Here is a 26,253-nt window from a genome sequence, read left to right as displayed (position 1 = left end):
GGGGGATATCTCATGGCGCCCATCCAGGCTGCTGTTCCGCCACCGAACGACAACTACGCGGGCCAGAAGCACGAACACATGCAGTCACTCGTCCAAAACAACTACGCACCAGAGACGGCGACCGATGTCGCCGACATCTGGAGGGCGTTCGGTGACACGTTCAAGGAGTTGGCGAGTGACTTCACCATCTTGGTCAACGGGTCGCAGAGCGCGTGGACCGGTCAAGCCGCCGAGGGAGTGCGCACAGCGCTGAGCAAGGTCGGCACCTTCACCGACCAGACCGGTGACAGCTTCCACAAAACGTCGGAGGCCATCGAGAACATCCGTGAGGCGTCGGTCCAGGCGAACCACAGCATGCCCAAGCCGGTCGACTTCAACCCGCTCAAGATCGCGGGCGACTGGTTCACCAACAAGGGCGGCTTCATCAACCCGATCATGATGGCCGGCGCGCCCATCGAGATGATCTCGACCTACAACGCCCAGCAGGACGCCAAGGCCGAGGCCGTCCAGGTCATGCAGACCCGGGACAACACGATGATGGCCGCGGCGATGTCGATGCCGACGATGGACGCCCCGCCGGTCGTCACCCAGGACCAGGGCATCACCCAGCCGAGCTCCAGCACCCCGTCGCACACCCTCGGCAACACCCCCGCGTACCGCCCGCCCGCCACCACGGGCATGCCCGGCATGCCGTCGTCCTCCACCGGCAACGGCACGACCAACGCGTCGTGGGTGGCGCCTCAGGTCAACGACCCGAACCTGCCGAACAACAACAACCAGAACCAGAACGGCGGCAACAACCAGAACCGCCCGCCGATCGGCACCCCGCCCGGCATCCTCCCGCCCGGCGTGCGGCCTCCCGGAGGCAACCAGACCGGCCGCCCGCCCCTGCGCGGCGGTCCCGGCATGCGCCCAGGCGGTCCCGGTGGCCTTGGTGGCCCCGGTGGCGGCGCCGGTGGTGGCCGCGGCACGGGTCCCGGCGGCATCGGCGGGCCCGGCAGCGGCGTGGGTGCCGGTGCGGGCCGCGGCATGGGCAGCTTCGGCCCGGCCAACCCCGGCGGTGGCGCAGGGGTCATGGGCGGCGGTGCGGGCACCGGTGCCGCGGGCGCGGGTGCCGCGGGACGTGGTGGCGCGGCCGGCGCTGCGGGCATGGGTGCCGGCGGTGGCGCGGGTGCCGGTGCGGGCCAGGGCGCGGAGGACAAGGAGCACAAGTCGAACTACCTCGTCCCGACCGACGAGTTCTTCGACGACGACCGCATGGTCGCGCCGCCGGTGATCGGCGGATGAGGCAGATCGCGCAGCTCTCCCTGCCCGCGTTCGAGGTCCTCTGGGAGGACCTGCGGGCGGGGAGCCTGCCCTACCCCTTCGACATCCCGTCGCACGGCGACACGCTCGACGAACGCGAGCGCATCAAGAAGGCCGTGCACCAGGACCTCGAACGCCGCGGCCTCGCCCGCCGCGGCCGCCCGGAGCCGGACCTCGACGACGCGCTGCGGCTGCTGGCGCGTCCCGAGCTCCGCGTCATCGCCCTGTGCATGCCGGACATGAGCCGGGAGAAGCTCGTGCGGGCGTGCGTGGTCGCGCGCGGCGGGTACGCCGTGCTGGTGTCCCAAGAGGACACCACGATGACGCTGAACCAGGTGCAGCCCAACGAGATCGCGACGAGCCTCGCGGGCGTCGTGCCGCAGGGCCGCCCCGGCCAGGGCAAGCTGGTCACCGTCCCGGCACAGGCCTTCGAGAACCAGCCGCAGCAGCACCAGGAGGGCTTCCGCCAGGCCGTCCGCGCGACCGAGAACGAGGACGTCCGCCTCGCCAAGCAGATGCTGGCCGGTCCGGCACTCGGCAACGGCCACTTCCTCGTCCAGCTGGACCAGGGCCGCACCAAGCGCGACTTCCCGCCGGTCACCTGGATCGACACCCAGAACGGCCGCTACGCCAACGTGCAGCTGCGCACCGGGTGGTTCACGATCTCGCCCGCGGACAACATGGGCCTCGCCCGTCACCTCGGTCAGGTCCTCGCGATGACGAGCGACCGGTGATGCAACGACACGGACCACTGAGCGAGTGACGACGATCCAGCCGAAGAAGGTCCTTCTCGCAGCACTCAGCATCACGGCGCTCATGGTTCTGAGCTTCACCGCCAACGCGGGCGGTCTCTGGGCGATCCCGCTGGTGGTCCTCGGCATCGCGGCCTTCTTCGGCTACGTCTGGTCCCTGGCGAGCTACCGGCCGAACGGCGGGCGGTGGGTGGTCGTCCCCGCGATGGCGCTCTTCTTCGCCAGCCTCGTCCTCGGCAACATCGGCGGCCACTCGCTGTGGCTCAGCGCGTTCGGCGAAACGGTGCGGTGCGACGTCGTGGAGGTGCAGAGCCACAAGCACACCCGAAGCCCCACCACCTACAGCAACACGCTCGACTGCGGCGGCCGGCAGCTGTCCTACCGGCCCACCACGGGCCACGAGGTAGCGGACGTGGGCGCGCGGCTCAGCGTCGTGGTGGACAGGACCGGGTTCGTCAGCAACCTCGAAGCGGCCAAGGTGAACCTGGGCCACTCCCTGCTGTTCCCGCTGGGGCTGCTCGTCAACGCCGCGTTCATCGCCTTCGTGGCCCGGCGCCCCGTCCGCGAACCGTGAAACCCGTCGTCGCGTTGTGCGCCGTCCTGCTCGGCGTCGTCATCGCGGGTTTCGTGATCGCCCTCCCGGTCCCCGAAGCGCTCTTCGCGGTGCTCATCGTGGTCCTGAGCCTGCCGCTGTCCGGCTACCTGATGGCGAAGGCCAGGCCGGGCACCACGGCCGTGCTGGCGGCGCCGATCGCGGTTCTCGCCATCGCCGCGCTCAGCGGCACCGGCGGGCATTCCCTGTGGCTCACGGTCTTCGGCGAGAAGGCGAACTGTGAGGTCACCGCGGTCAACACGCACGTGGGGCGCCGTTCACCGACCAGTTACAGCAACAGCCTCGCGTGCGGCGCCCACCGGGTCGAGGTGCACACGCCGTCGAGCGGCAAGGTCAACCAGCCGGGCGAGCGCGTGGAACTGGTCCTCGACCGGCTGGACGTCGTGTTGCCGCAGGAACCGGGCGAGATCACCTGGTGGCGGAACCTGCTCGTGCCCGCCGCCGCAGCGACCGCGGCCGCGTTCGTCCTGATGGTGCTGCGGCGGCCCGAACGAGCACCGAAGAAGCGGAAGCAAGAGATCCGCAACGACTTCCTGTAGCTAAGACACGGTCACGCGCGAGATCGCTCCAGCGCGTGACCGTGTGCCCTCCCCACGGGAAAACATACGACCGTTCAACCCCGGCAAGAGCGAACGGCTACTTATTGGCCAGCATTTGGCAACCCGGAGAAGACCCCGTGCCGGAAGCGGGCAGGCCCTGGGAAACCCTGCGAGCGGTCGCGAAGCGAGGCCGGCCCGCCAGGTCGGTGTGGTCGGCGACGTCGGTCAGCACCCGGCGTGCCGACAGCAGTGCCGGCACCGACTCGCCCTGCGTGTCGTCGTGCTCGATGCCGACGGAACCGCCGGGGCGCAGCCACCGCGCGGCCGCCGAGACGACGTGGCGGATCACGTCCAAGCCGTCCGCGCCGGAGAACACCGCGTGGTGCGGGTCGTGCACGCCCACCTCGGGTTGCACCGGCGTTCCCTCGGGGACGTAGGGCGGGTTGCACACCACCAGGTCGACCGTGCCGTCCAGGTCGGGCAGCAGCGACGGGTCGGTCGCGTCGCCGTGGTGCAGCCGGATCGGGGTGTCGCCTGCTGCCGTTCGCGCGTCGGCGTTGCGGCGGGTCCACGCAAGCGCTTGCGGGTCCAGTTCCACCGCGTGCACCACGGCGTCCGGGCGGGCTGCGGCGATCGACAGCGCCAGGGCGCCCGTGCCCGTGCAGAGGTCCATGACCACCGGGGTGGGCACTCCCGCCACGGTCTTCAGGGCCCACTCCATCAGCAGCTCGGTCTCCGGCCGCGGCACGAACACCCCGGGCCCGACCTCGACGGAGATGGCGCCCATCGGAGCCCAGCCGAGGATGTGCTGCAACGGGATGCGTTCGGCGCGGGTTCGGACGAGCTTGTGCAGCTGGTCGACCACCGACGGGTCGACCAGCGGGATGAGCGGCAGCCGCCCGCGCTCCACCCCGAGCACGTGCGCGGCCAGGTGCTCCGCGTCGACGCGGGGGCTGTCCACCCCCGCCTCGGCCAGGACCTCGGCCGCCTCGGAGATCGCGAGGCGGAGCGGCTGCCGGTTCATCGTCGAGGACATCGAGGAGAAGCTACCTCAGAAGTTGATCATGTGCCCGGCCAGGCCGTGCACCGCTTCCTTGACGGCTTCCGAGAGGGTCGGGTGCGCGTGGACGTTGCGCGCGACCTCGTGGACGGTGAGGTCCCACTGCTGCGCCAGCGTCAGCTCGGGCAGCAGCTCGGTCGCCTCGGGGCCGATGATGTGGCCGCCGAGCAGCTCGCCGTGCTTGCCGTCGCTGATCAGCTTCACGAAGCCACCGGGCTCGGCGAGGCCGTGCGCCTTGCCGTTCGCGGTGAACGGGAACTTCGCGACCTGGACGTCGAAGCCCTTCTCGCGGGCCTGCTTCTCGGTGTAGCCGAAGGAGGCGATCTGCGGCTGGCAGAACGTCGCCCGCGGGATCATCACGTAGTCGAGCTCCATCGTCTCGGCACCCGCGATGGTCTCGGCGGCGATGATGCCCATCGACTCGGCGGTGTGCGCGAGCATCAGCTTCGCGGTCACGTCGCCGATGGCGAAGATGTGCGGCACGTTGGTGCGGCCGCGGCCGTCGATGTCGATCGCGCCGCGCTCGGTCAGCTTCACACCGGTCTTCTCGAGGCCGTAGCCCTCGACACGCGGCACGAACCCGATGGCCTGCATGACCTTGTCGGCTTCCAGGACCTCCTCGGCACCGTTCTTCGACACCGTGACGCGGACCTTCTCGCCCGACTCGTCGATCGACTCGACCCGCGTGCCGACGCGCACGTCGACGCCCAGCTTCTTGTAGCGCTTGAGCAGCTCGGCGGACACCTCTTCGTCCTCGAGCGGCACCATCCGGTCGAGGAACTCGACGATGGTGACCTTCACGCCGTAGTTGTGCATGACGTACGCGAACTCGACGCCGATGGCGCCCGCGCCGGCGATGATGATCGACTCGGGCAGGTCCTCGGTCATGATCTGCTCTTCGTAGGTCACGACGCGGTCGGACTTCTGCGTGTTCGGCAGCATCCGGGTCGTGGCGCCCACGGCGATGATCGCGTGGCCGAAGGTGATCGTCTCGTCCCCGACGGTCAGGGTGTGGTCGTCGGTGAAGTCGGCCCACCCGTTGTACTCGGTGATGCCGTTCTTCTTCATGAGGAAGTGCACGCCCTTGACGCGCCCGTCCGCGACCTTGCGGCTGCGCTGCCACGCCGCGCTGTAGTCGAAGCTGACGGTGCCGTCGACCTTGATGCCGAACGTCTTCTGCTCGTGCGTGAAGAGGTGCGCCAGCTCGGCGTTGCGCAGCAGCGCCTTCGACGGGATGCAGCCGACGTTCAGGCAGACGCCGCCCCAGTACTTCTCCTCGACGATGGCGGTCTTCAGCCCGAGCTGAGCCGCACGGATCGCGGCGACGTACCCGCCGGGACCCGCACCCACGACGACGACATCAAAGTGTGCGCTCATGAGCACACCCTAGGTCCCGAGCTGCTCCTGCAAGAACTCGACGGTCCGTTTCCACGCGTCCCGCCGCGCGTGCGCGGTGGCCTGCGGAACACCACCACCCGAGAAGGTGACGCCGGGTCCCGGATAGGTCACGTCGGTGGCGGGACGGTGCGGCGGGCCCGCGATCAGGTGTCCTGCCTCGGGATACACGACGTGCTCGTACGGGAACGGGTGGTCGTGGTCCTTCAGCCGCCGCAGCGCGACCTCGCTCAGCTCGGCCGACGGCCACGAGTCGTCGTGGCCGGACGAGATGAGCAACACACCCCCGGCGATGTCCTCGACGCGGATCTCCGCGTCCTCCGGCACGCCGTCGGTGGTGTCGAAGGCGAGCCTGAGCGGCACCGGTTCGTCGTTGACGATCCTGGCGCGCAGCTCCTCGCCGATGTCGTAGGGCAGGTACGGCAGCGGCTCACCCCTGTGCGTCCACGACGCCGCCTCGTGCGACAGCTTCTGCAGCAGGTTCGCGCCCGGACCGATGCCCTGGGTCACCACACCGCTGCCCACCACGCTCACGACCGCCTTGACCTGCGGGAACGTCGCGCCGAGCAGCAACGCGAGCTCGCCGCCGCGGGAACCGCCGACGACGCCGACCGCACCGGCGCGCTCGCCCAGGTGCTCGATCGCCTTGCCGAAGTACTCCAGCGGGATGTCGACGAGGTGGTCCGGCAGGCCCTTCACGCCGAAGTAGCCGAGGGCGAACGTCACGAACCCGTGTGCGGCCAGGAGAGCCGCGTCGGTCTCGTGCAGGCCGCCCTCGGAGCCGCCCAGCACGAGCACGCCGGGGAGCTCGCCACCGTCGGCCTCAGGGGCGAACAGCGTGCCCACGAGACCGTTCTCGCGGACCTCGACGCGTTCGACGCCCTCGGGCACCTCCAGCCGCCGCAGCTCGACCTCGCCGGCGCCGTCCACGGACAGGCACGTGGGACCGGGCTTGCCGCCGGTGCGTTCGAGGGACCAGAACAGGCCCATCGCGTCGACACCGGTGTAGGTGCCCTCGACCGGGGCGTGCCGGGCCAGGTCCACGACACCGCGTTCGTCGGCGCGGAAGACGCCGTGGGACGCGCGGTCACCCGTGGACAGCTGCACGGTGACCTCGGCGTCGGGCGGCAGTCCCGTGACGACGATGCCGACCGGCTGGTCGAGGGGCGCCGCCTCGGGGTCCACCAGGATCTCGGCCACACCGCGCCCCTCTCACGTCGGATTACCCGCCTGCGAGCCGTTCTGCCCGGTCAGCGGCGGCGAGTGCGTCCACCACCGCGTCCAGGTCTCCGTCGAGCACCTGGTCCAGGTTATGCGCTTTGTACCCAACCCGGTGATCGGAGATGCGCGATTCGGGGAAGTTGTAGGTCCGGACCCGCTCGCTGCGGTCGACGGTCCTGATCTGGGTGCGGCGGGCGTCGCTCTGCTCCTGCGCCTTCTGCTCCTCGGCAAGCGCGGCGAGGCGCGACTGCAGGACCTGCATGGCGCGCGCCTTGTTCTGCAGCTGGCTGCGCTCGTTCTGGCAGGAGACGACGATGCCGCTCGGCAGGTGCGTGATGCGCACCGCGGAGTCGGTGGTGTTGACCGACTGGCCGCCCTTGCCGCTCGACCGGTAGACGTCGATGCGCAGGTCCTTCTCGTCGATCTCGACCTCGGCGGTCTCCTCGGTCTCCGGGAAGACCAGGACGCCGGCCGCAGAGGTGTGGATGCGGCCCTGCGACTCGGTGACGGGCACGCGCTGCACCCGGTGCACGCCGCCCTCCCACTTGAGCCGGCTCCAGACGCCGTCCGGGGTCGTGGCCTTCGCCTTGATGGCCACCGTGACGTCCTTGAACCCGCCCAGGTCGGAGTCGGTGCCGTCGAGCATCTCGACCTTCCAGCCCTGGCGCTCGGCGTACCGCGTGTACATGCGCAGCAGGTCGCCCGCGAACAGCGCGCTCTCCTCGCCGCCCTCACCGGACTTGATCTCCAGCAGCACGTCGTCGGCGTCGTGCGGGTCGCGCGGCAGCAGCAGCTCGGTGAGCTTCTCCTCCATCTTGGGGAGCTGCTCCTCGATCTGCTTGGCCTCGTCGGCGAACGCCTGGTCCTCGCTCGCGAGCTCCTTGGCCGCCTCCAGGTCGCTCTTCGCCTTGTCGATCTCCCTGGCCGCCTTCACGATCGGCCCGAGCGCGGCGTAGCGCTTGCCGAGCTTGCGCGCCCCCGCCTGGTCAGCGTGCACGGAGGGATCGGCGAGCTTCTTCTCCAGCTCGTCGTACTCGGCGAGCAAGCTGTCCAGCGACTGCGACACGTCTCCTGCTTTCGGTTCAGGGTGGCCTGGAAACGGCGACGGCGCCCGCCCCGGCCGGGTGGCCGAGGTCAGGCGCCGTGAAAGCAGCTACTTGTTGCGCTTGCCGTAACGCGCCTCGAAGCGCGCGACGCGACCGCCGGTGTCCAGGATGCGCTGCTTGCCCGTGTAGAACGGGTGGCAGTTCGAGCACATCTCGACGCGAACCTCGGACGCCGCGGTGGTGCTGCGCGTGGTGAAGCTGTTACCGCAGCTGCAGGTCACCTCGGTGACCGTGTACTCGGGGTGGATGCCAGTCTTCAAGATCTTGTCCCTTTCAAGGATGGCCGCCGGGTCCCAGTTTGTGAACGGGTGAACCGGAGCCGGACTCGACCGTTTAGTTTGCCAGACCGTTCAACACGTGCAAAAACGCGGTTGTTCCCGCGACGGCCACGACAGGCCCGGGGTGCCTGAGGTCACAACCGCTCAACCTCACTGGTACGCCGTTCGGCGCAAGGTGTGGCCGTTGGGCTGGATACGGCTCCACGTTGTTGGACGTATTCCATCAGACTGTGTGCCGTGTTCTGCACCGTCGATCGGCAGCTGAGCTGGCGCCTGTGGCTGGCCGTGCCGTTCCTGTTCGCCGCAGCCGTGTTCGGCCTGATGGGGTCGGCAGGGCTGGTCACCGCGTCCTTCGGGACCGTGCCGCTGTCCTCCGTGGTGTGGGGTGCCGGCGTGGCGGTCGCGGCTGCCGTGTCCCGCGGGGTGCGCTGGGCGGCCCGGTGGCAGCGGACCTGGGTGCGGTGGCCCTGGCTCGCCGCGGTGCTCGCCGGTGGTGTGGGCGTGGGCGGCGTCGAGGTCTCGGCCCTGGGTGCCGCGGTCGTCGGCGTGCCGGTGCTGCTGGGGCTGGTCGTGCAGTGCCTGCTGCGGCAGGACGAGGGAACGGCCGCGTCCAACTGCCGTTGAGCACGGACGGGCACGTGGTTCGGCATTCGAGTGAACAGACGCGGAAAGGCCCCCGGTGACCAGCACCGGGGGCCTTTTCACGTGAAACTCGCGCGGGATCAGTCCTGCTCGGCGCCCGGCGTCGTCTTCGCCACCTGCATCAGGAACTCGATGTTGGTGCGGGACTTGCGGAGCCGGTCGAGCAGCAGGTCGATGGCCTGCTGGCCGTCCAGGGCGTGCAGCACGCGGCGGAGCTTGTGCGTGACCGCCATCTCGTCCGGGGAGAGCAGCAGCTCTTCCTTGCGCGTGCCCGAGCTGTCGACGTCGACGGCCGGGAAGGTGCGCTTGTCGGCGATCTTGCGGTCGAGCTTGAGCTCGGCGTTGCCGGTGCCCTTGAACTCCTCGAAGATGACCGAGTCACCGGCGGAGCCGGTCTCGACCAGCGCCGTCGCGATGACGGTCAGCGAGCCGCCGCCCTCGATGTTGCGGGCAGCGCCGAGGAACCGCTTCGGCGGGTACAGCGCCGTCGAGTCGACACCACCGGACAGGATGCGGCCGGAGGCCGGGGCAGCCAGGTTGTAGGCGCGGCCCAGGCGGGTGATCGAGTCGAGCAGCACGACCACGTCGTGGCCCATCTCCACCAGTCGCTTCGCACGCTCGATGGCGAGCTCGGAGATGGTGGTGTGGTCCGACGGCGGGCGGTCGAAGGTCGAGGCGATGACCTCGCCCTTCACCGAGCGCTGCATGTCGGTGACCTCTTCCGGACGCTCGTCGACGAGGACGACCATCAGGTGGCACTCGGGGTTGTTCTTCGTGATCGCGTTCGCGATCGACTGGAGCACCGAGGTCTTGCCCGCCTTCGGCGGCGACACGATCAGGGCGCGCTGGCCCTTGCCGATCGGCATCACCAGGTCGATGACGCGGGTGGTGAGGATGTGCGGCTCGGTCTCCAGGCGCAGGCGCTCGTTCGGGTAGAGCGGCGTCAGCTTGGTGAAGTCCGGGCGGTTGCGCGCCTCGTCCGGGTCCAGGCCGTTGATCTTGTCGACGCGGACCAGCGGGTTGAACTTCTGGCGCTGCTGCTCGCCGTCGCGCGGCTGGCGGACGGCGCCGGTGATGGCGTCACCGCGGCGCAGGCCGTACTTGCGGACCAGCGACAGCGAGACGTAGACGTCGTTCGAGCCGGCCAGGTAGCCCGACGTGCGGACGAACGCGTAGTTCTCCAGCACGTCCAGGATGCCCGCGACCGGCAGCAGGACGTCGTCGTCGCGCACCTCGGTCTCGCGGTCAGGACGCTCGACGCCCTCGCCACGGCCACCGCGGCGGCGGCGGTCGCGGAAGCGGCCACGACGGCCGTCGCCGTCGTCGTCCTGCTGGCCACCGCCCTGGCGGTCGTTGCGGTCGCCCCGGTCACCGCGGTCGCCGCGCTCACCGCGGTCGCGGTTGCGGTCACGGCCGCCCCGCTCGCCCCGCTCGCCGCGGTCACCGCGGTCGCCACGGTCCTGGCGCTCGGAACGCTCACCGCGTTCAGAACGCTCAGCGCGGTCGGAACGTTCGGAACGCTCACCGCGGTCGGAACGCTCGGCGCGTTCGCCCCGGTCAGGGCGCTCAGCGCGCTCCTGGCGCTGCTCCTGCGGCTGCTGCTGGCCCTCGGCCACCTCGCCGCCCCCACCGCGGCCGGAACGGCGGCGGCGGTTGCCACGGCGACCGCCCTCCTCGGAGGAACGACCCCCGTCCTCGGCTCCGGCGTCGACGGCAGCGGCGGCAGGCTTCTCCGCGGCTACCTCGAGCTGCTGCTGAACAGGCTTTTCGGCAGGCTTCTCGGCCACCGGCTGCTCCGCGACGGGAGCCGGCTTCTCAGCGGCCTGCTTGGGGGCCCGCGCCGGCTTCTCGGCTTTCGCGGCCGGGGCACCGGAGCCCTGCTTCTCCTTGATGGCCGCGATCAGGTCGCCCTTGCGCAGACCAGCGGTTCCGGTGATGCCCAGCTGGCCGGCGAGCTCACGCAGCTCGGCGAGCACCATGCCGGACAGACCCGCGCGGCGGCGCGGCGTCGTGCCGTTCGAAGGGGTGGACAGAGCGGTCTCCTCGGCTCCAGAACCAGAAGCAGCTGCGACATCGCTGCTCAGCAAATCGGTGTTGCTCACACATGTCCTTCCTGACCAGGCCCCGCCTCCTACGCGGCCCAGCGGACCCGCCCTCCCGCTTCAACTGGGGAACGGCGGTCAGTCCGATGCAGACGGAAGCACACACCGCTTCCGGCAAGCACGGGACTTTTGTCAGGTCACACGGCGATCGGGTGCCTCTTTTGCGTCCGCCCCGCCCGCACGGCACAGAGCCAGAACACAAAAGGATTGCGACCCGGAACGAGTGTCCGGGCGCGACACCGGCGCCCGTGCGCGCGGTGACTGATCGCCCCCGAGGGTAGACGCCGGTCCTCCGCTGTGCAACAACCGGGGTCGGGCGTGTCAGTCCAATGGACGAACGCGCACGCCAGAGGCGTCGACGTCGAGTCTGCGCACGTCGAAGCCGTGCACGTCGACCTCGTCCGGAACGTCCCCGAACGCGATCACGGTGGGTCCCGCACCGGACACGCAGGCGGGAACCCCGAGCTTGCGGAGATCGTTGATCACTCGAACGGTGTCGGGCCACGCGGGCTCGCGGTAGTTCTGGTGGAGGCGATCCTCAGTAGCGGCAAGGAGAACCGAGGGGTCCGAGGTCAGCGCGTGCACCGCCAGGGCGGCCCGCCCCGCTGCGTGCGCGGCGTCAGCGTGCGGCACCTCGGCCGGAAGCAGGCCGCGGGTGGTCTTGGTGGACGACTCCTGCGACGGGACCAGCACGACCGGCCGCACCCGTGCGTCGGCGTCCGCCCGGACCGCACGGTAGCGCTCGCCCTCCGACCACGCGATGACGACTCCGCCGTAGAGCGAGGCGGCGACGTTGTCCGCGTGGCCCTCGAACTCGGCGGCGATCTGCAACGCGTCCGCGTCCAGCTCGCGACCCGTCAGGGTGAAGCCGGCTGCGACACCCGCCACGATCGCGGCAGCCGAAGAGCCCAGCCCGCGTGCGTGCGGAATCACGTTGTGGCACTTCAGGGCAAGGCCACCGGAGTAGCCGGCGGCGCGGACGGCCCGCACGACGAGGTGCGACTCGTCGAGCGGGACGTCACCCGATCCAGCGCCCTCCACGACCACCGAGAGACCCTCGGCGACCGTGACCTCGACCTCGTCGTACAGGCCGAGGGCCATGCCCAGCGCGTCGAACCCCGAACCGAGGTTCGCGGTCGACGCGGGGACGGTGACGACGAACCTCACGCCAGCTCCAACGCGTGCGCCACGGCACCGGGGTCGACCGGGACCGGCTCGACCTCGGTGGTGCCGAGCAACGCGGTGTCGGGGTCCTTCAGGCCGTGTCCCGTGACGGTGCACACAACCGTCGAGCCCTTCGGCAGCCGGCCGTCCTCGGCGGTCTTCAGCAGACCGGCGATGGACGCCGCCGACGCGGGCTCCACGAAGATGCCCTCGGACGAGGCCAGCAGCCGGTAGGCGGAGAGGATCTGCTCGTCGGTGACCGCGTCGATGAGGCCGCCCGACTCGTCACGGGCGTTGACCGCACCGGTCCACGACGCCGGCGACCCGATCCGGATGGCGGTCGCGATGGTCTCCGGGTTCGGCACCGGCGCACCGCTCACGAGCGGTGCGGCACCGGCGGCCTGGAAGCCGAACATCTTCGGCAGGCCCCGGTCGTAGGACGTGTAGCCCTTCCAGTACGCGGTGATGTTGCCCGCGTTGCCGACCGGCAGGCAGTGCACGTCCGGGGCCTGGCCGAGCACGTCGCAGACCTCCCACGCGGCGGTCTGCTGCCCGACGAGGCGCACCGGGTTGACCGAGTTCACCAGCGTGACCGGGTACTCGGCCGCGGTCTTGGAGGCGAGCTCCAGGCAGTCGTCGAAGTTGCCGTCGATCTGCAGGATCCGCGCGCCGTGCATCACGGCCTGGGCGAGCTTGCCCATCGCGATCTTGCCGCTGGGCACCAGCACGGCCGCCGTCAGGCCAGCCTTGGCCGCGTAGGCCGCGGCGGACGCCGAGGTGTTGCCGGTGGAGGCGCAGATCACGGCCTTCAGGCCGGACGCCAGCGCGTACGTCATGGCCACGGTCATGCCGCGGTCCTTGAACGAGCCGGTCGGGTTCGCGCCCTCGACCTTCACCCACACGTCGCAGCCCGTGGCTGCGGACAGCCGCTGCGCGTGCACCAGCGGCGTGCCGCCCTCGTGCAGCGTGACGACCTCCGCGCCCTCCGGGATCTCGATGCGGTCCCGGTAGGCGTTGATGAGACCGGGCCAGCCAGCTCTAGCGCTCACTCTTCGCCCTCCACCCTCATGACGCTGACGACGTCCCGCACCACGGGGAGGCCACCGACTTTGTCCACAGTGGACCGCAGCGCGGCGTCGGTCGCCGCGTGCGTGACGATCACCAGGCTGGCGTCCTCTGTCCGGCCCTCCTGGCGCACCGCGGCGATGCTCACGTCGTGCTCGGCGAACACGGCGGCGACCTGCGAGAGGACACCCGCCTTGTCCGCCACGTCGAGGCTGATGTGGTAGCGGGTGGGCGTGTTGCCCATGGGCTGCGCCGGCAGCGCCGCGTAGGCCGACTCGCGCGGACCGCGTCCGCTCGCGACCTTGTTGCGCGCCACGGCGACCAGGTCGCCGAGCACCGCGCTCGCCGTCGGGGCGCCACCGGCGCCCTGCCCGTAGAACATCATCTCCCCCGCCGCGTCGGCCTCGACGAACACCGCGTTGAACGCGCCGTTGACCGAGGCCAGCGGGTGCGTCCTGGGGATCATGGCCGGGTGCACTCGAACCGCGACTGACTCCTGACCGGACGGCGAGACGACGCGCTCGCAGATCGCGAGCAGCTTCACCGTGCGGCCCAGGCCCTTGGCCGCCGCGATGTCGGCGGCGCTGACCTGGCGGATGCCCTCCCGGTACACGTCCGCGGCCGTCACGCGCGTGTGGAACGCCAGCGACGCGAGGATCGCGGCCTTGGACGCGGCGTCGAACCCGTCGACGTCGGCGGTCGGGTCGGCCTCGGCGTAGCCCAGCCGCGAGGCCTCCTCGAGCGTCTCGGCGTAGCCGGCGCCCGTGGCGTCCATCGCGGACAGGATGAAGTTCGTCGTGCCGTTGACGATGCCCATCACACGCGTGATCCGGTCACCCGCCAGGGACTCCCGCAACGGGCGCAGCAACGGGATCGCGCCCGCGACGGCCGCCTCGAAGTACAGGTCGGCGCCCGAGCCGTCGGCGGCCTCGAACAGGTCGGAGCCGTGCTCGGCCAGCAGCGCCTTGTTCGCCGTCACGACGGACTTGCCGTTGTGCAGCGCCTCCAGCAGCAGCCCGCGGGTGGGGTCGATGCCGCCGATGACCTCGACGACCACGTCCACGTCGTCCGACTTCACCAGCGCGGACGCGTCCGTCGTGAGCAGGTGCTCCGGCACCTCGCGGTGCTTGTTCGGCCTGCGCACCGCGATCCCGGCGAGCTCGATCGGCGCGCCGATGCGGGCGGCGAGGTCGCCGGCCTGGTCCGTCAGCAGCCGGACCACTTCCGTGCCCACCGTGCCACATCCCAGCAGGGCGACCCGGATGGGTTTCGCTTCCGGCACCGTTCATACCTCCAGACGGAACAGGTCGTCCTCGGTCTCGCGGCGCAGCAGCAGCCGCGCCTCCCCGTCGGTCACCGCGGCGAGCGCGGGCCTCGGGAGTCGGTTGTACCCGCTCGCCATCGAGTAGCAGTAGGCCCCCGTCGCAGCGACGGCCACCAGGTCGCCCGGCGCGAGGTCCTCGGGCAGCCAGCAGTCGCGCACGACGATGTCGCCGGCCTCGCAGTGCTTGCCCACGACGCGGCAGAGCACGGCGCGCGCATCGGGCTCTGCGGTCCTGGACACGAGCCTGCAGTCGTAGACCGCGTCGTACAGGGCGGTGCGGATGTTGTCGCTCATGCCGCCGTCGACGCTCACGTACCGGCGGCGCGCGCCACCGTCGAGCTCGACGTCCTTGATCGTGCCGACCTCGTACACGGTGACCGTGCCGGGGCCGACGATCGCGCGGCCGGGCTCGACCGCGATGCGGGGCATCTCCAGGCCGCTGTGCTCGCACTCCTTCTGCACGATGTTGTGCAGCTGCCGCGCGAGCTCCGCCGGCGGGGGCGGGTCGTCGTCCGGGGTGTAGGCGATGCCGAGGCCACCGCCGAGGTCGACGGTGGTCAGCGAGCCGATCTCGCCGTGCTCGGAGCGGATCTCCGCGAGCAGGCCGATGACGCGGCGGGCGGCGACCTCGAAGCCGGAGGCGTCGAAGATCTGCGAGCCGATGTGGCTGTGCAGGCCGACGAGCGTGAGCCCGCTCGCCTTCAGCACCCGGCGCACGGCCTCGGCGGCGTCGCCGGAGGACAGCGAGAAGCCGAACTTCTGGTCCTCGTGGGCGGTCGCGATGAACTCGTGGGTGTGCGCCTCGACGCCGACCGTGACGCGGATCAGCACCGGCTGCACCACACCGCGGTCGCGTGCGATCTGGTCCAGGCGCGCGATCTCGTGGTAGGAGTCGACGACGATCCCGCCGACGCCCGCCTCGACCGCGGCGACCAGCTCGGCGACGCTCTTGTTGTTGCCGTGCAACGCGATGCGCTCGGCCGGGAACTCCGCCCGCAGCGCGATGGCGAGCTCGCCGCCGCTGCAGACGTCGATGGAGAGGCCTTCCTCGGCCACCCACCTCGCGATCTGCACGCTCAGGAACGCCTTGGAGGCGTAGTGCACGAGCGTCGGGTCGCCGAACGCCTCCGCGTGCTCGCGGCAGCGCGCGCGGAAGTCCTGCTCGTCCATGACGAACAGCGGGGTGCCGTACTGCTCGGCGAGCCCGCGCACGTCCACGCCCGCCAGCTCCACGACGCCGTCGGCGTTGCGGGCGGCGTTGCGCGGCCACACGTTCGGGTGAAGGTGGTCGAGCTGGTCGGCGGTGGAGGGGCGGTCGCCGGCGGTGCTGCCGGGGACGAGGACGTCGGCGTGCCGGGGACCGGCCGGGTGCGCGCGCATCACATGCGCTCCGGAGCGGTCACGCCGAGCAGGCCGAGGCCCGCGGCGAACACGCGCCTGGTCGCGTTGACGAGCTGAAGCCTGACCTGGTGCAACGGAGTCGTCTCCTCATCGCCGCGCGGGAGCACGCGGCAGTCCTGCTGGAAGCGGTGGTACGTGCCCGCGAGCTCTTCGAGGTAGCGGGCGACGCGGTGCGGTTCGCGCAGCTCGGCGGCGGTGGCCACCACTCGCGGGAACTCGCCGATGGTGCGGATGAGGTCACCCTCGCGCTCGTGGGTGAGCAGCGCGAAGTCCCCACCGGGGGTGATGCCGAGGTCGCCGGCGTTGCGCAGGATCGACGACGTGCGCGCGTGGGCGTACTGCACGTAGTAGACCGGGTTCTCGTTGCTGTGCTTGCGCAGCAGGTCGAGGTCGATGTCGAGGCCGGAGTCGACCGACGAGCGGACCATGGCGTACCGCGCGGCGTCCACGCCGACCGCGTCGACCAGGTCCTCCATCGTGATGACGGTGCCCGCGCGCTTGCTCATGCGCACCGGCTGGCCCTCGCTGACGAGGTTCACGAGCTGGCCGATCAGCACCTCGACGCTGTCCGGGTCGTCACCCAGGGCGGCCGCCGCGGCCTTGAGGCGCGCGACGTAGCCGTGGTGGTCGGCGCCGAGCATGTAGATGCACAGGTCGAAGCCCCGGCCGCGCTTGTCGACGAGGTAGGCGATGTCACCGGCGATGTAGGCCGGGTTGCCGTCGCTCTTGATGACGACGCGGTCCTTGTCGTCGCCGAAGTCGGTGGAGCGCAGCCACCAGGCACCGTCCTCCTCGTACAGCGAGCCGGTGGCCTTGAGCTTCGCGACCGCCTCGTCCACGCGACCGCTCCGGTGCAGCGAGTCCTCGTGGAAGTAGACGTCGAAGTCGGTGCCGAACTCGTGCAGGCTGCGCTTGATCTCGTCGAACATGAGCCCGACGCCGACCTCGCGCACCGTCTCGGGGTCGGTGAGCGCACCCGGCTCGCGGCGCAGCACCTCGGCGGCGATGTCGCTCACGTACGTGCCCGCGTAGCCGTCCTCGGGCGCGGGCTCGCCCTTCGCGGCGGCGATCAGCGACCGGACGAACCGGTCGATCTGCGCGCCGGCGTCGTTGAAGTAGTACTCGCGGGTGACCTCGCCGCCGCGGGCCCGCAGGATCCGGCCGAGCGCGTCGCCCACGGCCGCCCAGCGCGCGCCACCCAGGTGGATGGGGCCGGTCGGGTTCGCGGAGACGAACTCCAGGTTGATCCGCTTGCCCTTGAGCTCGTCGCCGGTGCCGTAGCCGTCGCGCAGCGCGTCCTCGACGATCGCGCCCTGCGCCTCGGTGGCGATGGTGAGGTTCAGGAAACCCGGTCCGGCGACGTCGGCCCGCGCGATGGCGGACTGGGTGCGCAGGGCCTCGGCGAGCCACGTGGCGAGGTCGCGCGGGTTCACGCCGACCTTCTTGGCCAGTTGCAGCGCCACGTTCGTGGCGTAGTCGCCGTGCTCGGGGTTGCGGGGTCGCTCGACCGTGACCTGTGCGGGCGCGGCGGCGGTGTCCAGGCCTCGTTCGGAGAGCAGCCGGGCAACCGTGGTCCGAACCAGATCGGCGAGCGCGTCAGGGGTCACGGACGATGAGTCTAGAGAAGCGTTGTCGCAGGTCTCGACCGGGTTACCGGGTCTCGGAGGGTGAGACGGCAAGTGTTAACGCGCACGTGGTATCGCACTGCCCTGACAGTGACCAGACACGTTGTCCCTACACTGGCGCCGGTTGACCAGGACGACATCTGAGGCGGACATGACCAGCGGCAAGAAGACGAAGGCCACACGCAACAGCGTGGCCGCAGCCCGTTCCTCGGTGGTGGGGAAGAAGCCCAAGCCGTGGGGCACGATCATCGCGGTAGTCGCCGTGCTGGGCCTCGCCGGCGGCGTCTTCGGCTACGCGTACTCGCAGATCCACGAGCAGAACGTCAAAGAGGCCGCCCTGGCCAAGTGGAAGCCCTCCGACACGAACAAGGACCCGTCGACGCAGCTCGCGGGCATCGTCGTGAAGGAGTACAAGGGCTCCCGCCACGTCGAGGCGACCCAGCGCGTCGCCTACGACCAGACCCCCGCGTTCGGCGGCCCGCACGACGGCCAGTGGGCCGACTGCACCGGTGTCGTCTACGACAAGGCCGTCCGCACCGAGAACATGGTCCACGGCCTCGAACACGGCGCCGTGTGGATCGCGTACAACCCGGACCAGGTCAAGGACGACGTCCTGGGCAAGCTCAAGCCCAAGGTCGAGGGCATCCCGTACATGATGATGTCGCCGTACCCCGGTCTCGACAAGCCGATCTCGCTGCAGGCCTGGGGCCACCAGCTGAAGGTCGACACCGCCGACGACGAGCGCATCGACCAGTTCATCTCCTCGCTGCTGCGCAACGCCAACACCTACCCCGAGGTCGGCGCGTCCTGCGAGAACACGGCGTTCCTGTCGAACCCGGCCCCGTTCGTGGCCGAGAAGCCGGGCGCCGACGCCGTCCCGATGGACGGCGGCAAGGACGACTCCGCCACCGAGGGCCAGCCGAACGCCAGCACGCCGCCGTCGGGCTCGGTCTCGACGCCGCCGTCCAGCTGATGCCGGACACCTCCGACGAGGTCGTGGTCGTGGGCTCCGGGCGTCCCTCAGGCGTCGCCCGGACCCTCGTCATCACCGCAGCCGTCCTCGCCGTGCTCCTGCTCGGCGCGGCCGTCGGCCTGCTGGTGAAGCTCCCCGGCTCCTCGTCCACCGGCAGCGCCCCTGCCTCGGGCTCGGTCGACGTCGGCTTCTGCCAGGACATGGCCATGCACCACCTGCAGGGCATCCAGATGGCCAACATCGCCCGCGACCGCTCCACGGACCCCGACGTCCGCCAGCTCGCCTTCGACATCGCCTCCACCCAGCTCGAACAGGTGGGCCGCATGAAGGGCTGGCTGATGATGTGGAACGAGCACGAGCAGAACGTCTCGGGCGTCTACATGACCTGGATGAACGACGCCGGCATCCACGGCCACGGCGCCACCACCGCCGAGCCGGGCAAGCCAGCCATGCCGGGCATGGCCACCACCGAGGAGCTCGCCAAGCTCCGCTCCCTGACCGGCCGCGACCTCGACGTGTACTTCCTGCAGCTGATGCTCCGCCACCACGTCGGCGGCGCCCCGATGGCCGAGTACGCCTCGACCCGCGCGGGCCAGCCGGCGGTGCGCACGCTCGCGGAGAACATGCTGAAGTCGCAGTCCTCGGAGACCGAGCTGATGAAGGACTACCTGGCGAAGCGCGGAGCCGCACCGCTGCCGTAGCCCTGGTCGTCCCTCCAGGCCGTCCCCTCCTTCGCGGGAGGGGGCGGCCTTTCGCGTTGGCCGTCGGGCCGTTGAGGCCCGGCTTTCACCCTCCGGACCGGTGGACATCCGCCTACCCCTGAGTAACGTGGGTCACACCCCTACTCGGAGGTAACCATGACCGTCGACGAGCGCGCGGCCAGACAGGTCGCCGAGCAAGCCCGAGAAACCCGCTGGCAGCGACCGAGCTTCGGCAAAGAGCTCTTCCTCGGCCACTTCCGCGTCGACCTCATCCACCCCCACCCGCAAGGCAGCCGGGAGGACCGGGAGCGCGGCGAGGCGTTCCTCGCGAAGCTCCGGGAGTTCACCGAGGCGCACGTCGACAACGCCGTCATCGAGCGGGACGCGCGGATTCCCGACGACGTGCTCAAGGGGTTGAAGGACCTCGGCGCGTTCGGCATGAAGATCAAGCCGGAGTACGGCGGCGTCGGCCTCACGCAGGTCTACTACAACAAGGCGCTGATGCTCGTCGGCAGCGCCAACCCGGCGATCGGCGCCATGCTGAGCGCGCACCAGTCCATCGGCGTGCCGCAGCCGGTCGCCATGTTCGGCAACGAGGAGCAGAAGCGGGAGTTCCTGCCGCGGTGCGCCAAGGGCGAGATCACCGCGTTCCTGCTCACCGAGCCGGACGTCGGCTCCGACCCCGCCCGGCTCGGCACCACCGCTGTGCCCGAGGGCGACGACTACGTGCTCAACGGCGTGAAGCTGTGGACCACCAACGGTGTCGTCGCCGACCTCCTGGTCGTCATGGCGCAGGTGCCCGGCAAGGGCATCACCGCGTTCGTCGTCGAGGCGGACGCGGAGGGCATCACCGTGGAGAACCGCAACGCGTTCATGGGGTTGCGGGGGCTGGAGAACGGCGTCACGCGGTTCCACGACGTGAAGGTGCCCAAGAAGAACGTCATCGGCAAGGAGGGCGCGGGGCTCAAGATCGCGCTCGCCACCCTCAACACCGGCCGGCTCAGCCTGCCCGCCCTCTGCGCGGGCAGCGCCAAGTGGTGCCTCAAGATCGCGCGCGAGTGGAGCACCGAGCGGGTGCAGTGGGGGTTGCCGGTCGGCAGGCACGAGGCCATCGCGGGCAAGATCGCCTACATCGCGGCCACGGCCTACGCGCTGGAAGCGGTGCTGGACCTCAGTTCCGAGCTCGCGGACGCGGGCAGCCACGACATCCGCATCGAGGCCGCGCTGGCGAAGCTCTACGCGTCGGAGAAGGCGTGGCTGGTGGCGGACGAGCTGGTGCAGGTGCGGGGCGGGCGCGGGTACGAGACGGCGGAGAGCCAGGCGGCGCGCGGGGAACGGGGTGTCGCGGCCGAGCAGGTGCTGCGGGACCTGCGGATCAACCGGATCTTCGAGGGCTCCACCGAGATCATGCACCTGCTGATCGCGCGTGAGGCCGTGGACGCGCACCTCAGCGTGGCCGGCGACATCATCGACCCCGACGCCGACCGGCAGGCCAAGGTGAAGGCCGCGGCCAAGGCCGGCGGGTTCTACGCGAAGTGGTTCCCGACGCTGGTCGTCGGCAAGGGGCAGAGCCCGGCGGGCTACGCGGAGTTCGGGCCGCTGGCCAGGCACCTGCGGTTCGTGGAGCGGGCGGCGCGCAAGCTGGCGCGGCAGACGTTCTACGCGATGTCGCGGTGGCAGGGGAAGATGGAGCGCAAGCAGCGGTTCCTCAGCCGGGTCGTGGACATCGGGGCCGAGCTGTTCGCGATCAGCGCGACGTGCGTGCGGGCGGTGCGGGACCAGAACCCGGACGCCCAGCTGCTGGCCGACGCGTTCTGCAAGCAGGCGCGGGTGCGCGTGGACGAGCTGTTCGAGCGGCTGTGGAAGAACACCGACGACACCGACGTGGCGCTGGCCACCCAGGTCATGAACGGCCGGTTCACCTGGCTGGAGGATGGCGTCGTCGACCCGTCCACCCCCGGCAGCTGGATCGCGGACTCGGCGCACCGGGAGTCGACGGCGGAGAACGTCCACCGCCCGACTCCGCGCTGAGCCGTCCGTCCGTTGCTGCACGGGGCAGGTTGGTGGTGCGGGCGCGGCACCTGCCCCGTGCACGGCCGGTAGGGGGCTACGTCCCCCGCATCCCCCTACCGGCTCCCCTTGCAACGGAAGGACACAACACCCTCCAGGAGGAGGTTCTGGTAACGCTAAGCCACAAACGGCAGTTCACGGATACGACAAATGAGTGAATTGCCAGGTGAGGCACCCTCAACTACTCTCAGAGAGTAACTTCGAAGACCAATTCACGAGCGGTCCTCGGTCCCGTCGCGACCACGGACGCCACCGCGGCCCGTTCGAACTGTCCGCCCCGCACACCGTGAGAGCGATCCCAGCACCGGTCGCTGCGTGGGCCGCCGGTTCGGTCACCGTGTCGCGCGGGAGAGGACAGGTTCGAGGACAAGTTCCGCCCCGCGCCTTGACAACGATGTCAGGTGCAGAAACGCTGCCTCGCGAACGGGGCAGGCAAGGCGGCGGCGGGAAGGGTTGCAATGAGGCAACTGGGGAAGAGACGGACAACCACTCTGTTGAGCGTCGCGATCACTGCGACACTGGTGTGCGGCGTCACCAACGGCTACGCGGCCGCCGCACCAGAGGAGTCGGGAGTGGGCTTTTCGTCGTCCTTTGAGGACGGTCAACCGCAACCAGCGTGGGCGAACGCGGTCGAGACCGACGCGGCGGGCAATCCCAAGGCGTCCGGCGTGATCGGTTCCGACGGATCGGGCATCCCCGGCAACGTCTCCGACGAGGTGCTGGAGGTCAAGGCCAACGGTGAGAACGCGGACTCGGGCGAGGTGAAGGAGAACCTCGTCGACGGCAGCGTCAACACCAAGTGGCTGGTCTTCGCCACCACCGGGTGGGCGTCGTTCCGCTTCGCCGAGGCGCAGACGATCCGCAGGTACGCGCTCTCGTCGGCCAACGACTCCCCCGAGCGCGACCCGAAGAACTGGACCCTGCAGGGGTCGGACAACGGCACCGACTGGACCGTCGTCGACACCCGCACCGGTGAGGCGTTCGCCGAGCGCTTCCAGACCAAGACCTACGACATCGCGGCACCCAAGGCGTTCACGCACTACAAGCTCGACATCACGCTGAACAACGGCTCCACGAACATCGTGCAGCTCGCCGAGGTGCAGCTCTCCGACGGTTCCACCACCCCGCCGCCGCCGAACATGCGCAGCGTGGTCGGCAACGGCCCCACGGGTGGCTACGCGGCCAAGGCGCGGGTCGGCTGGACGGGCGTGAAGTCGTTCCGCTTCCAGGGTCGTCACACCGCCGAGGGCCGGGCGTACAGCTACAACAAGGTCTTCGACGTCGACGTGAAGGTCGAGCCGCGGACCGAGCTGTCGTACATGATCTTCCCGGACTTCGTGACGGACAACCTGAGCTACCCGAGCACGTACTCGTCGGTGGACCTGGCGTTCTCCGACGGCACCTACCTGAGCGACCTCGGGGCGGTGGACCGGCACGGCGCGGTGCTGTCGCCGCAGGGCCAGGGCGCGGGCAAGTTCCTCTACACCAACCAGTGGAACAAGGTCGCCTCGACGATCGGCGCGGTCGCGGCCGGCAAGACGATCAAGCGGGTGCTGGTCGCCTACGACGGTCCGAAGGGCCCGACGGAGTTCGGCGCCTGGGTCGACGACATCCGCATCGGCGACGTCGTCGAGAAGCAGTACGCGAAGCCGTCGGACTACGTGCTGACCACGCGCGGCACGAACTCGAACGGCTCGTTCTCGCGCGGCAACAACTTCCCGGCCACCGCGGTGCCGCACGGCTTCAACTTCTGGACCCCGATGACCAACGCGGGCTCCACGTCGTGGCTGTACGAGTACCAGCAGCGCAACAACGCGCAGAACCTGCCGACGCTGCAGGCGTTCACGGCCTCGCACGAGCCGAGCCCGTGGATGGGTGACCGGCAGACGTTCCAGGTCATGCCGTCGGACAAGGCGCCGACGCAGGACCGCGCGCTGCGGGCGCTGCCGTTCAAGCACGACAACGAGGTCGCGAAGGCGCACTACTACGGCGTGACCTTCGAGAACGGCCTGAAGGCCGAGATCGCGCCGACCGACCACGCGGCGGTCTTCCGGTTCACGTTCCCGGACCAGGGCGAGAAGAACCTCGTGTTCGACAACGTGAACAACCTCGGCGGCCTGACCCTCGACCCGGCCAACGGCGTCGTCACGGGCTTCTCGGACGTCAAGAGCGGCCTCTCCACGGGCGCCTCGCGCCTGTTCGTCTACGGCGAGGTCGACAAGGCCGTGACGGCGAGCGGGAAGCTCACCGGCGCCGGCAGGGACGCGGTCGGCGGCTACTTCTCGTTCGCCGACAAGACCGTGCAGCTGCGCATCGCCACGTCGCTGATCTCCGTCGACCAGGCGAAGTCGAACCTGCGGCAGGAGGTCGGCGGCTCCGACACGTTCGAGTCGGTCCGCGACCGCGCGCAGAACGCGTGGGACGAGGTGCTCGGCATCCTCAGCGTCGAGGGCGCGTCCGAGGACCAGCTGATCACCACGTACTCCAACATGTACCGGCTCTACCTCTACCCGAACTCGGGCTTCGAGAAGGTCGGCGACAAGGTCCAGTACGCATCCCCGGTGGCGCCCGCGACCGGTCCCTCGACGCCGACGCGGACCGGCGCGAAGGTCGTGGACGGCAAGATCTACGTCAACAACGGCTTCTGGGACACCTACCGCACGACCTGGCCCGCCTACAGCCTCTTCACGCCGTCCAAGGCGGGTGAGATGGCCGAGGGCTTCGTCCAGCAGTACAAGGACGGCGGCTGGATCTCGCGCTGGTCCTCCCCCGGCTACGCCGACCTGATGACCGGCACGAGCTCCGACGTGGCGTTCGCGGACGCCTATCTCAAGGGCGTGGGCAACTTCGACGCCAAGGCCGCCTACGAGGCCGCGGTGAAGAACGCGTCGGTGGTGCCGCCGAGCAGCGGCGTCGGCCGCAAGGGCATGGACCGGTCGATCTTCCTCGGCTGGACCGGCAACGACCAGCTGCACGAGGCGTGGTCGTGGGCGATCGAGGGCTACCTCAACGACTACGGCATCGCGCAGATGGCGAAGGCGCTGCACGAGAAGACCGGTGAGAAGCGGTACCTGGAGGAGCACGAGTACTTCCTCAACCGCTCCCTCAACTACGTGCTGACGTTCGACAAGAGGATCGACTTCTTCCAGGGCCGCAACGTCGACGGGTCGTGGCGCGTCGAGGACCCGGCGAAGTACAACCCGCAGGACTGGCGCTACGACTACACCGAGACGAACGGCTGGAACATGGCGTTCACGGTGCCGCACGACGGGCAGGGTCTCGCGAACCTGTACGGCGGGCGGGACGCGCTGGCGAAGAAGCTCGACCAGTTCTTCACCCTGCCGGAGACCGCGAAGTTCCCCGGCGGCTACGGCGGCGTCATCCACGAGATGATCGAGGCGCGGGACGTGCGGATGGGCCAGTACGGCCACTCCAACCAGCCCTCGCACCACATCGCCTACATGTACGACTACGCCGGTCAGCCCGCGCGGACGGCGGAGAAGGTGCGCGAGATCATGGCGCGCCTGTACGTCGGCAGCCAGGAGGGCCAGGGCTACGCCGGAGACGAGGACAACGGCGAGATGTCCGCGTGGTACCTGTTCTCCGCGCTGGGCTTCTACCCGCTGCAGATGGGCAAGCCGGCGTACGCGATCGGCTCGCCGCAGTTCACCAAGGCGACGGTGAACCTGGAGAACGGCAAGAAGCTGGTGGTCAACGCGCCCAAGAACAGCGCGAAGAACATCTACGTGCAGGGCGTCAAGGTCAACGGCAAGCCGTGGAACAAGACCTCCCTGCCGCACGACGTCCTCGCGGCCGGCGCGACGATCGACTTCGACATGGGCCCCGCCCCGTCGAAGTGGGGCACGGGCGCCGACGACGCACCCGAGTCGATCACCAAGGGCACCGAGGTCGCCACGCCGCTGCGCGACGTCTCCACCGGCCTGTCGGTGGCCGCGTTGTCGGACAACAACTCCGCGACCTCCGCGACGGTCCGCACGGTCGACCTCAAGCCCGCCGACGCCAAGGAGAAGGCGGAGTTCTACACGCTGACCAACGCGAAGACCGGCGCCTCGCCCTCGTCGTGGGAGCTGAAGGCCTCCTACGACGGCAAGACCTGGGCGACCGTCGACAAGCGCAGCGGTGAGAACTTCCAGTGGCAGCAGTACACCCGGTCGTTCAAGATCGCCTCACCGGGCCGGTACGCGTTCTACCGCCTGGAGTTCAGCGGCGACGTGGCGATGGCGGAGTTCGAGCTGCTGTCGAAGCCGCTGCGGGCCGCCACCACCACGGTGACCGGTGCGGTCAGCGGCCCGCTGCAGGTCAGCGGCGTGACCCAGGTGGACGGAGCCACGATCAGCGGCCCGGTGACCGTCGCCCGCGGCGCCACGCTGTACGTGTTCGGCGGCGAGATCAAGGGCCCGCTGTCGGCCGCGGACGCCGCGTCCGTGGTCCTGGTGGGCACCAGGGTCAGCGGCCCGGTCTCGGTGAACGGCTCCTCGGCCGAGGTGGCCGTCGAGAACACGGCGGTCGGCGGCCCGGTGTCGCTGACGGGCAACAGGGCGGGCTCCGTGGTGGCGTTCTCGACCGTCGGCGGACCGTTGTCCTGCACGGGCAACACCCCGGCGCCGGTCAACAACGGCTTCCCGAACGACGTCAAGGGGCCGAAGGCAGGACAGTGCGCTGGGCTGTAACGCCCAACTGATCGGGAAAGGCCGCGTTCCGTCACGGAGCGCGGCCTTTCCCGTTCACCTGAACGGATCTTTCCGGTGCGGTAGGTTGTCCGGTGGGATCTTGGCAAACCGTTGGTGTTACTGGGGAGGTCGCTGTGGTGCCGTTCGCCCAAGGCAGGACGTGGGTTTCGGTACCCGAACAGCGCAGGCCCGTTCCGTCACGAACCGGCATCGCATCGACGAAGGA

20 protein-coding genes are annotated in these 26,253 nt (G+C 70.0%); 9 read left to right on the top strand and 11 right to left on the bottom strand.

Annotation, left to right across the window (positions count from 1 at the left end; translation table 11 throughout):
* Window positions 1–12: 12 nt before the first annotated feature.
* Genes ACZ7CD_RS24395 through ACZ7CD_RS24380 form a run of 4 tightly spaced genes read left to right on the top strand, consistent with a single transcriptional unit; the run spans window position 13 to window position 3,209 of the window.
* A complete protein-coding gene (locus tag ACZ7CD_RS24395; RefSeq protein ID WP_470379732.1) occupies window positions 13–1,287 on the top strand; it encodes a hypothetical protein in 1,275 nt (424 codons plus the stop codon).
* Complete coding sequence (locus tag ACZ7CD_RS24390; RefSeq protein ID WP_360395521.1) at window positions 1,284–2,039, top strand: ESX secretion-associated protein EspG; 756 nt, start codon at window positions 1,284–1,286, stop codon at window positions 2,037–2,039. The genes ACZ7CD_RS24395 and ACZ7CD_RS24390 overlap by 4 nt, the downstream gene beginning before the upstream one ends.
* Window positions 2,040–2,064: 25 nt before the next feature.
* Entirely contained in the window at window positions 2,065–2,631 is a 567-nt protein-coding gene (locus ACZ7CD_RS24385; protein ID WP_470379731.1) for a hypothetical protein, read from the top strand.
* Complete coding sequence (locus tag ACZ7CD_RS24380) at window positions 2,628–3,209, top strand: hypothetical protein (RefSeq protein ID WP_470379730.1); 582 nt, start codon at window positions 2,628–2,630, stop codon at window positions 3,207–3,209. The genes ACZ7CD_RS24385 and ACZ7CD_RS24380 overlap by 4 nt, the downstream gene beginning before the upstream one ends.
* Before the next feature lie 97 nt (window positions 3,210–3,306).
* On the opposite strand, the gene prmC is transcribed toward ACZ7CD_RS24380, so the two are convergent.
* The 5 genes from prmC to rpmE all read right to left on the bottom strand — a co-directional run bounded on the left by prmC (window position 3,307) and on the right by rpmE (window position 8,251).
* Window positions 3,307–4,233 (bottom strand): peptide chain release factor N(5)-glutamine methyltransferase, encoded by a 927-nt coding sequence (prmC, locus tag ACZ7CD_RS24375; RefSeq protein ID WP_470379755.1) that lies wholly within the window; start codon window positions 4,231–4,233, stop codon window positions 3,307–3,309.
* A 27-nt stretch (window positions 4,234–4,260) separates the two neighbouring features.
* The gene (gene lpdA / locus ACZ7CD_RS24370; protein ID WP_236216559.1) at window positions 4,261–5,646 is read right to left on the bottom strand and encodes a dihydrolipoyl dehydrogenase; all 1,386 of its coding nucleotides are present in this window, start codon (window positions 5,644–5,646) and stop codon (window positions 4,261–4,263) included.
* A gap of 9 nt (window positions 5,647–5,655) precedes the next feature.
* On the bottom strand, window positions 5,656–6,864 hold the full coding sequence (locus ACZ7CD_RS24365; protein WP_470375171.1) for an acyl-CoA thioesterase/bile acid-CoA:amino acid N-acyltransferase family protein: 1,209 nt from the start codon (window positions 6,862–6,864) through the stop codon (window positions 5,656–5,658).
* A 22-nt stretch (window positions 6,865–6,886) separates the two neighbouring features.
* Window positions 6,887–7,951 carry a peptide chain release factor 1 gene (prfA, locus tag ACZ7CD_RS24360; RefSeq protein ID WP_470379729.1) on the bottom strand — a complete coding sequence of 355 codons (1,065 nt, stop codon included), beginning with the start codon at window positions 7,949–7,951 and terminating at the stop codon, window positions 6,887–6,889.
* A gap of 87 nt (window positions 7,952–8,038) precedes the next feature.
* Window positions 8,039–8,251, bottom strand: a complete 213-nt coding sequence (gene rpmE / locus ACZ7CD_RS24355) for a 50S ribosomal protein L31 (RefSeq protein ID WP_065916458.1) — start codon at window positions 8,249–8,251, stop codon at window positions 8,039–8,041.
* A 255-nt stretch (window positions 8,252–8,506) separates the two neighbouring features.
* On the opposite strand from rpmE, the gene ACZ7CD_RS24350 reads away from it, so the two are divergent.
* The gene (locus ACZ7CD_RS24350; protein WP_360395504.1) at window positions 8,507–8,893 is read left to right on the top strand and encodes a hypothetical protein; all 387 of its coding nucleotides are present in this window, start codon (window positions 8,507–8,509) and stop codon (window positions 8,891–8,893) included.
* 98 nt (window positions 8,894–8,991) lie between these two features.
* Here ACZ7CD_RS24350 and rho read toward each other — a convergent pair whose 3' ends face one another.
* The 6 genes from rho to argS all read right to left on the bottom strand — a co-directional run bounded on the left by rho (window position 8,992) and on the right by argS (window position 17,574).
* The gene (gene rho / locus ACZ7CD_RS24345; protein WP_470379728.1) at window positions 8,992–11,013 is read right to left on the bottom strand and encodes a transcription termination factor Rho; all 2,022 of its coding nucleotides are present in this window, start codon (window positions 11,011–11,013) and stop codon (window positions 8,992–8,994) included.
* 321 nt (window positions 11,014–11,334) lie between these two features.
* Window positions 11,335–12,180 (bottom strand): homoserine kinase, encoded by an 846-nt coding sequence (gene thrB, locus ACZ7CD_RS24340; RefSeq protein ID WP_360395502.1) that lies wholly within the window; start codon window positions 12,178–12,180, stop codon window positions 11,335–11,337.
* Entirely contained in the window at window positions 12,177–13,226 is a 1,050-nt protein-coding gene (gene thrC / locus ACZ7CD_RS24335; RefSeq protein ID WP_360395500.1) for a threonine synthase, read from the bottom strand. The genes thrB and thrC overlap by 4 nt, the downstream gene beginning before the upstream one ends.
* The gene (locus ACZ7CD_RS24330) at window positions 13,223–14,524 is read right to left on the bottom strand and encodes a homoserine dehydrogenase (RefSeq protein ID WP_360395498.1); all 1,302 of its coding nucleotides are present in this window, start codon (window positions 14,522–14,524) and stop codon (window positions 13,223–13,225) included. Before ACZ7CD_RS24330 ends, thrC begins: the two co-directional genes overlap by 4 nt.
* Window positions 14,525–14,527: 3 nt before the next feature.
* On the bottom strand, window positions 14,528–15,946 hold the full coding sequence (gene lysA, locus ACZ7CD_RS24325; RefSeq protein WP_360395497.1) for a diaminopimelate decarboxylase: 1,419 nt from the start codon (window positions 15,944–15,946) through the stop codon (window positions 14,528–14,530).
* The gene (argS, locus tag ACZ7CD_RS24320; RefSeq protein ID WP_458430475.1) at window positions 15,946–17,574 is read right to left on the bottom strand and encodes an arginine--tRNA ligase; all 1,629 of its coding nucleotides are present in this window, start codon (window positions 17,572–17,574) and stop codon (window positions 15,946–15,948) included. The genes lysA and argS overlap by 1 nt, the downstream gene beginning before the upstream one ends.
* A 169-nt stretch (window positions 17,575–17,743) precedes the next feature.
* Between argS and ACZ7CD_RS24315 the strand changes: the two genes are divergently transcribed.
* The 4 genes from ACZ7CD_RS24315 to ACZ7CD_RS24300 all read left to right on the top strand — a co-directional run bounded on the left by ACZ7CD_RS24315 (window position 17,744) and on the right by ACZ7CD_RS24300 (window position 26,027).
* Complete coding sequence (locus ACZ7CD_RS24315) at window positions 17,744–18,565, top strand: DUF3105 domain-containing protein (RefSeq protein ID WP_470370289.1); 822 nt, start codon at window positions 17,744–17,746, stop codon at window positions 18,563–18,565.
* The gene (locus ACZ7CD_RS24310) at window positions 18,565–19,266 is read left to right on the top strand and encodes a DUF305 domain-containing protein (protein ID WP_470370262.1); all 702 of its coding nucleotides are present in this window, start codon (window positions 18,565–18,567) and stop codon (window positions 19,264–19,266) included. The genes ACZ7CD_RS24315 and ACZ7CD_RS24310 overlap by 1 nt, the downstream gene beginning before the upstream one ends.
* Window positions 19,267–19,422: 156 nt before the next feature.
* Window positions 19,423–21,297, top strand: coding sequence for an acyl-CoA dehydrogenase family protein (locus tag ACZ7CD_RS24305; RefSeq protein ID WP_458430474.1), 1,875 nt, complete (start codon window positions 19,423–19,425; stop codon window positions 21,295–21,297).
* Between the two features lie 497 nt (window positions 21,298–21,794).
* The gene (locus tag ACZ7CD_RS24300) at window positions 21,795–26,027 is read left to right on the top strand and encodes a GH92 family glycosyl hydrolase (RefSeq protein ID WP_470379727.1); all 4,233 of its coding nucleotides are present in this window, start codon (window positions 21,795–21,797) and stop codon (window positions 26,025–26,027) included.
* Window positions 26,028–26,253 lie beyond the last annotated feature (226 nt).

Source organism: Lentzea sp. NPDC036949 (genome assembly GCF_055608075.1).
This window is presented reverse-complemented; position numbering and strand designations above follow the sequence as displayed.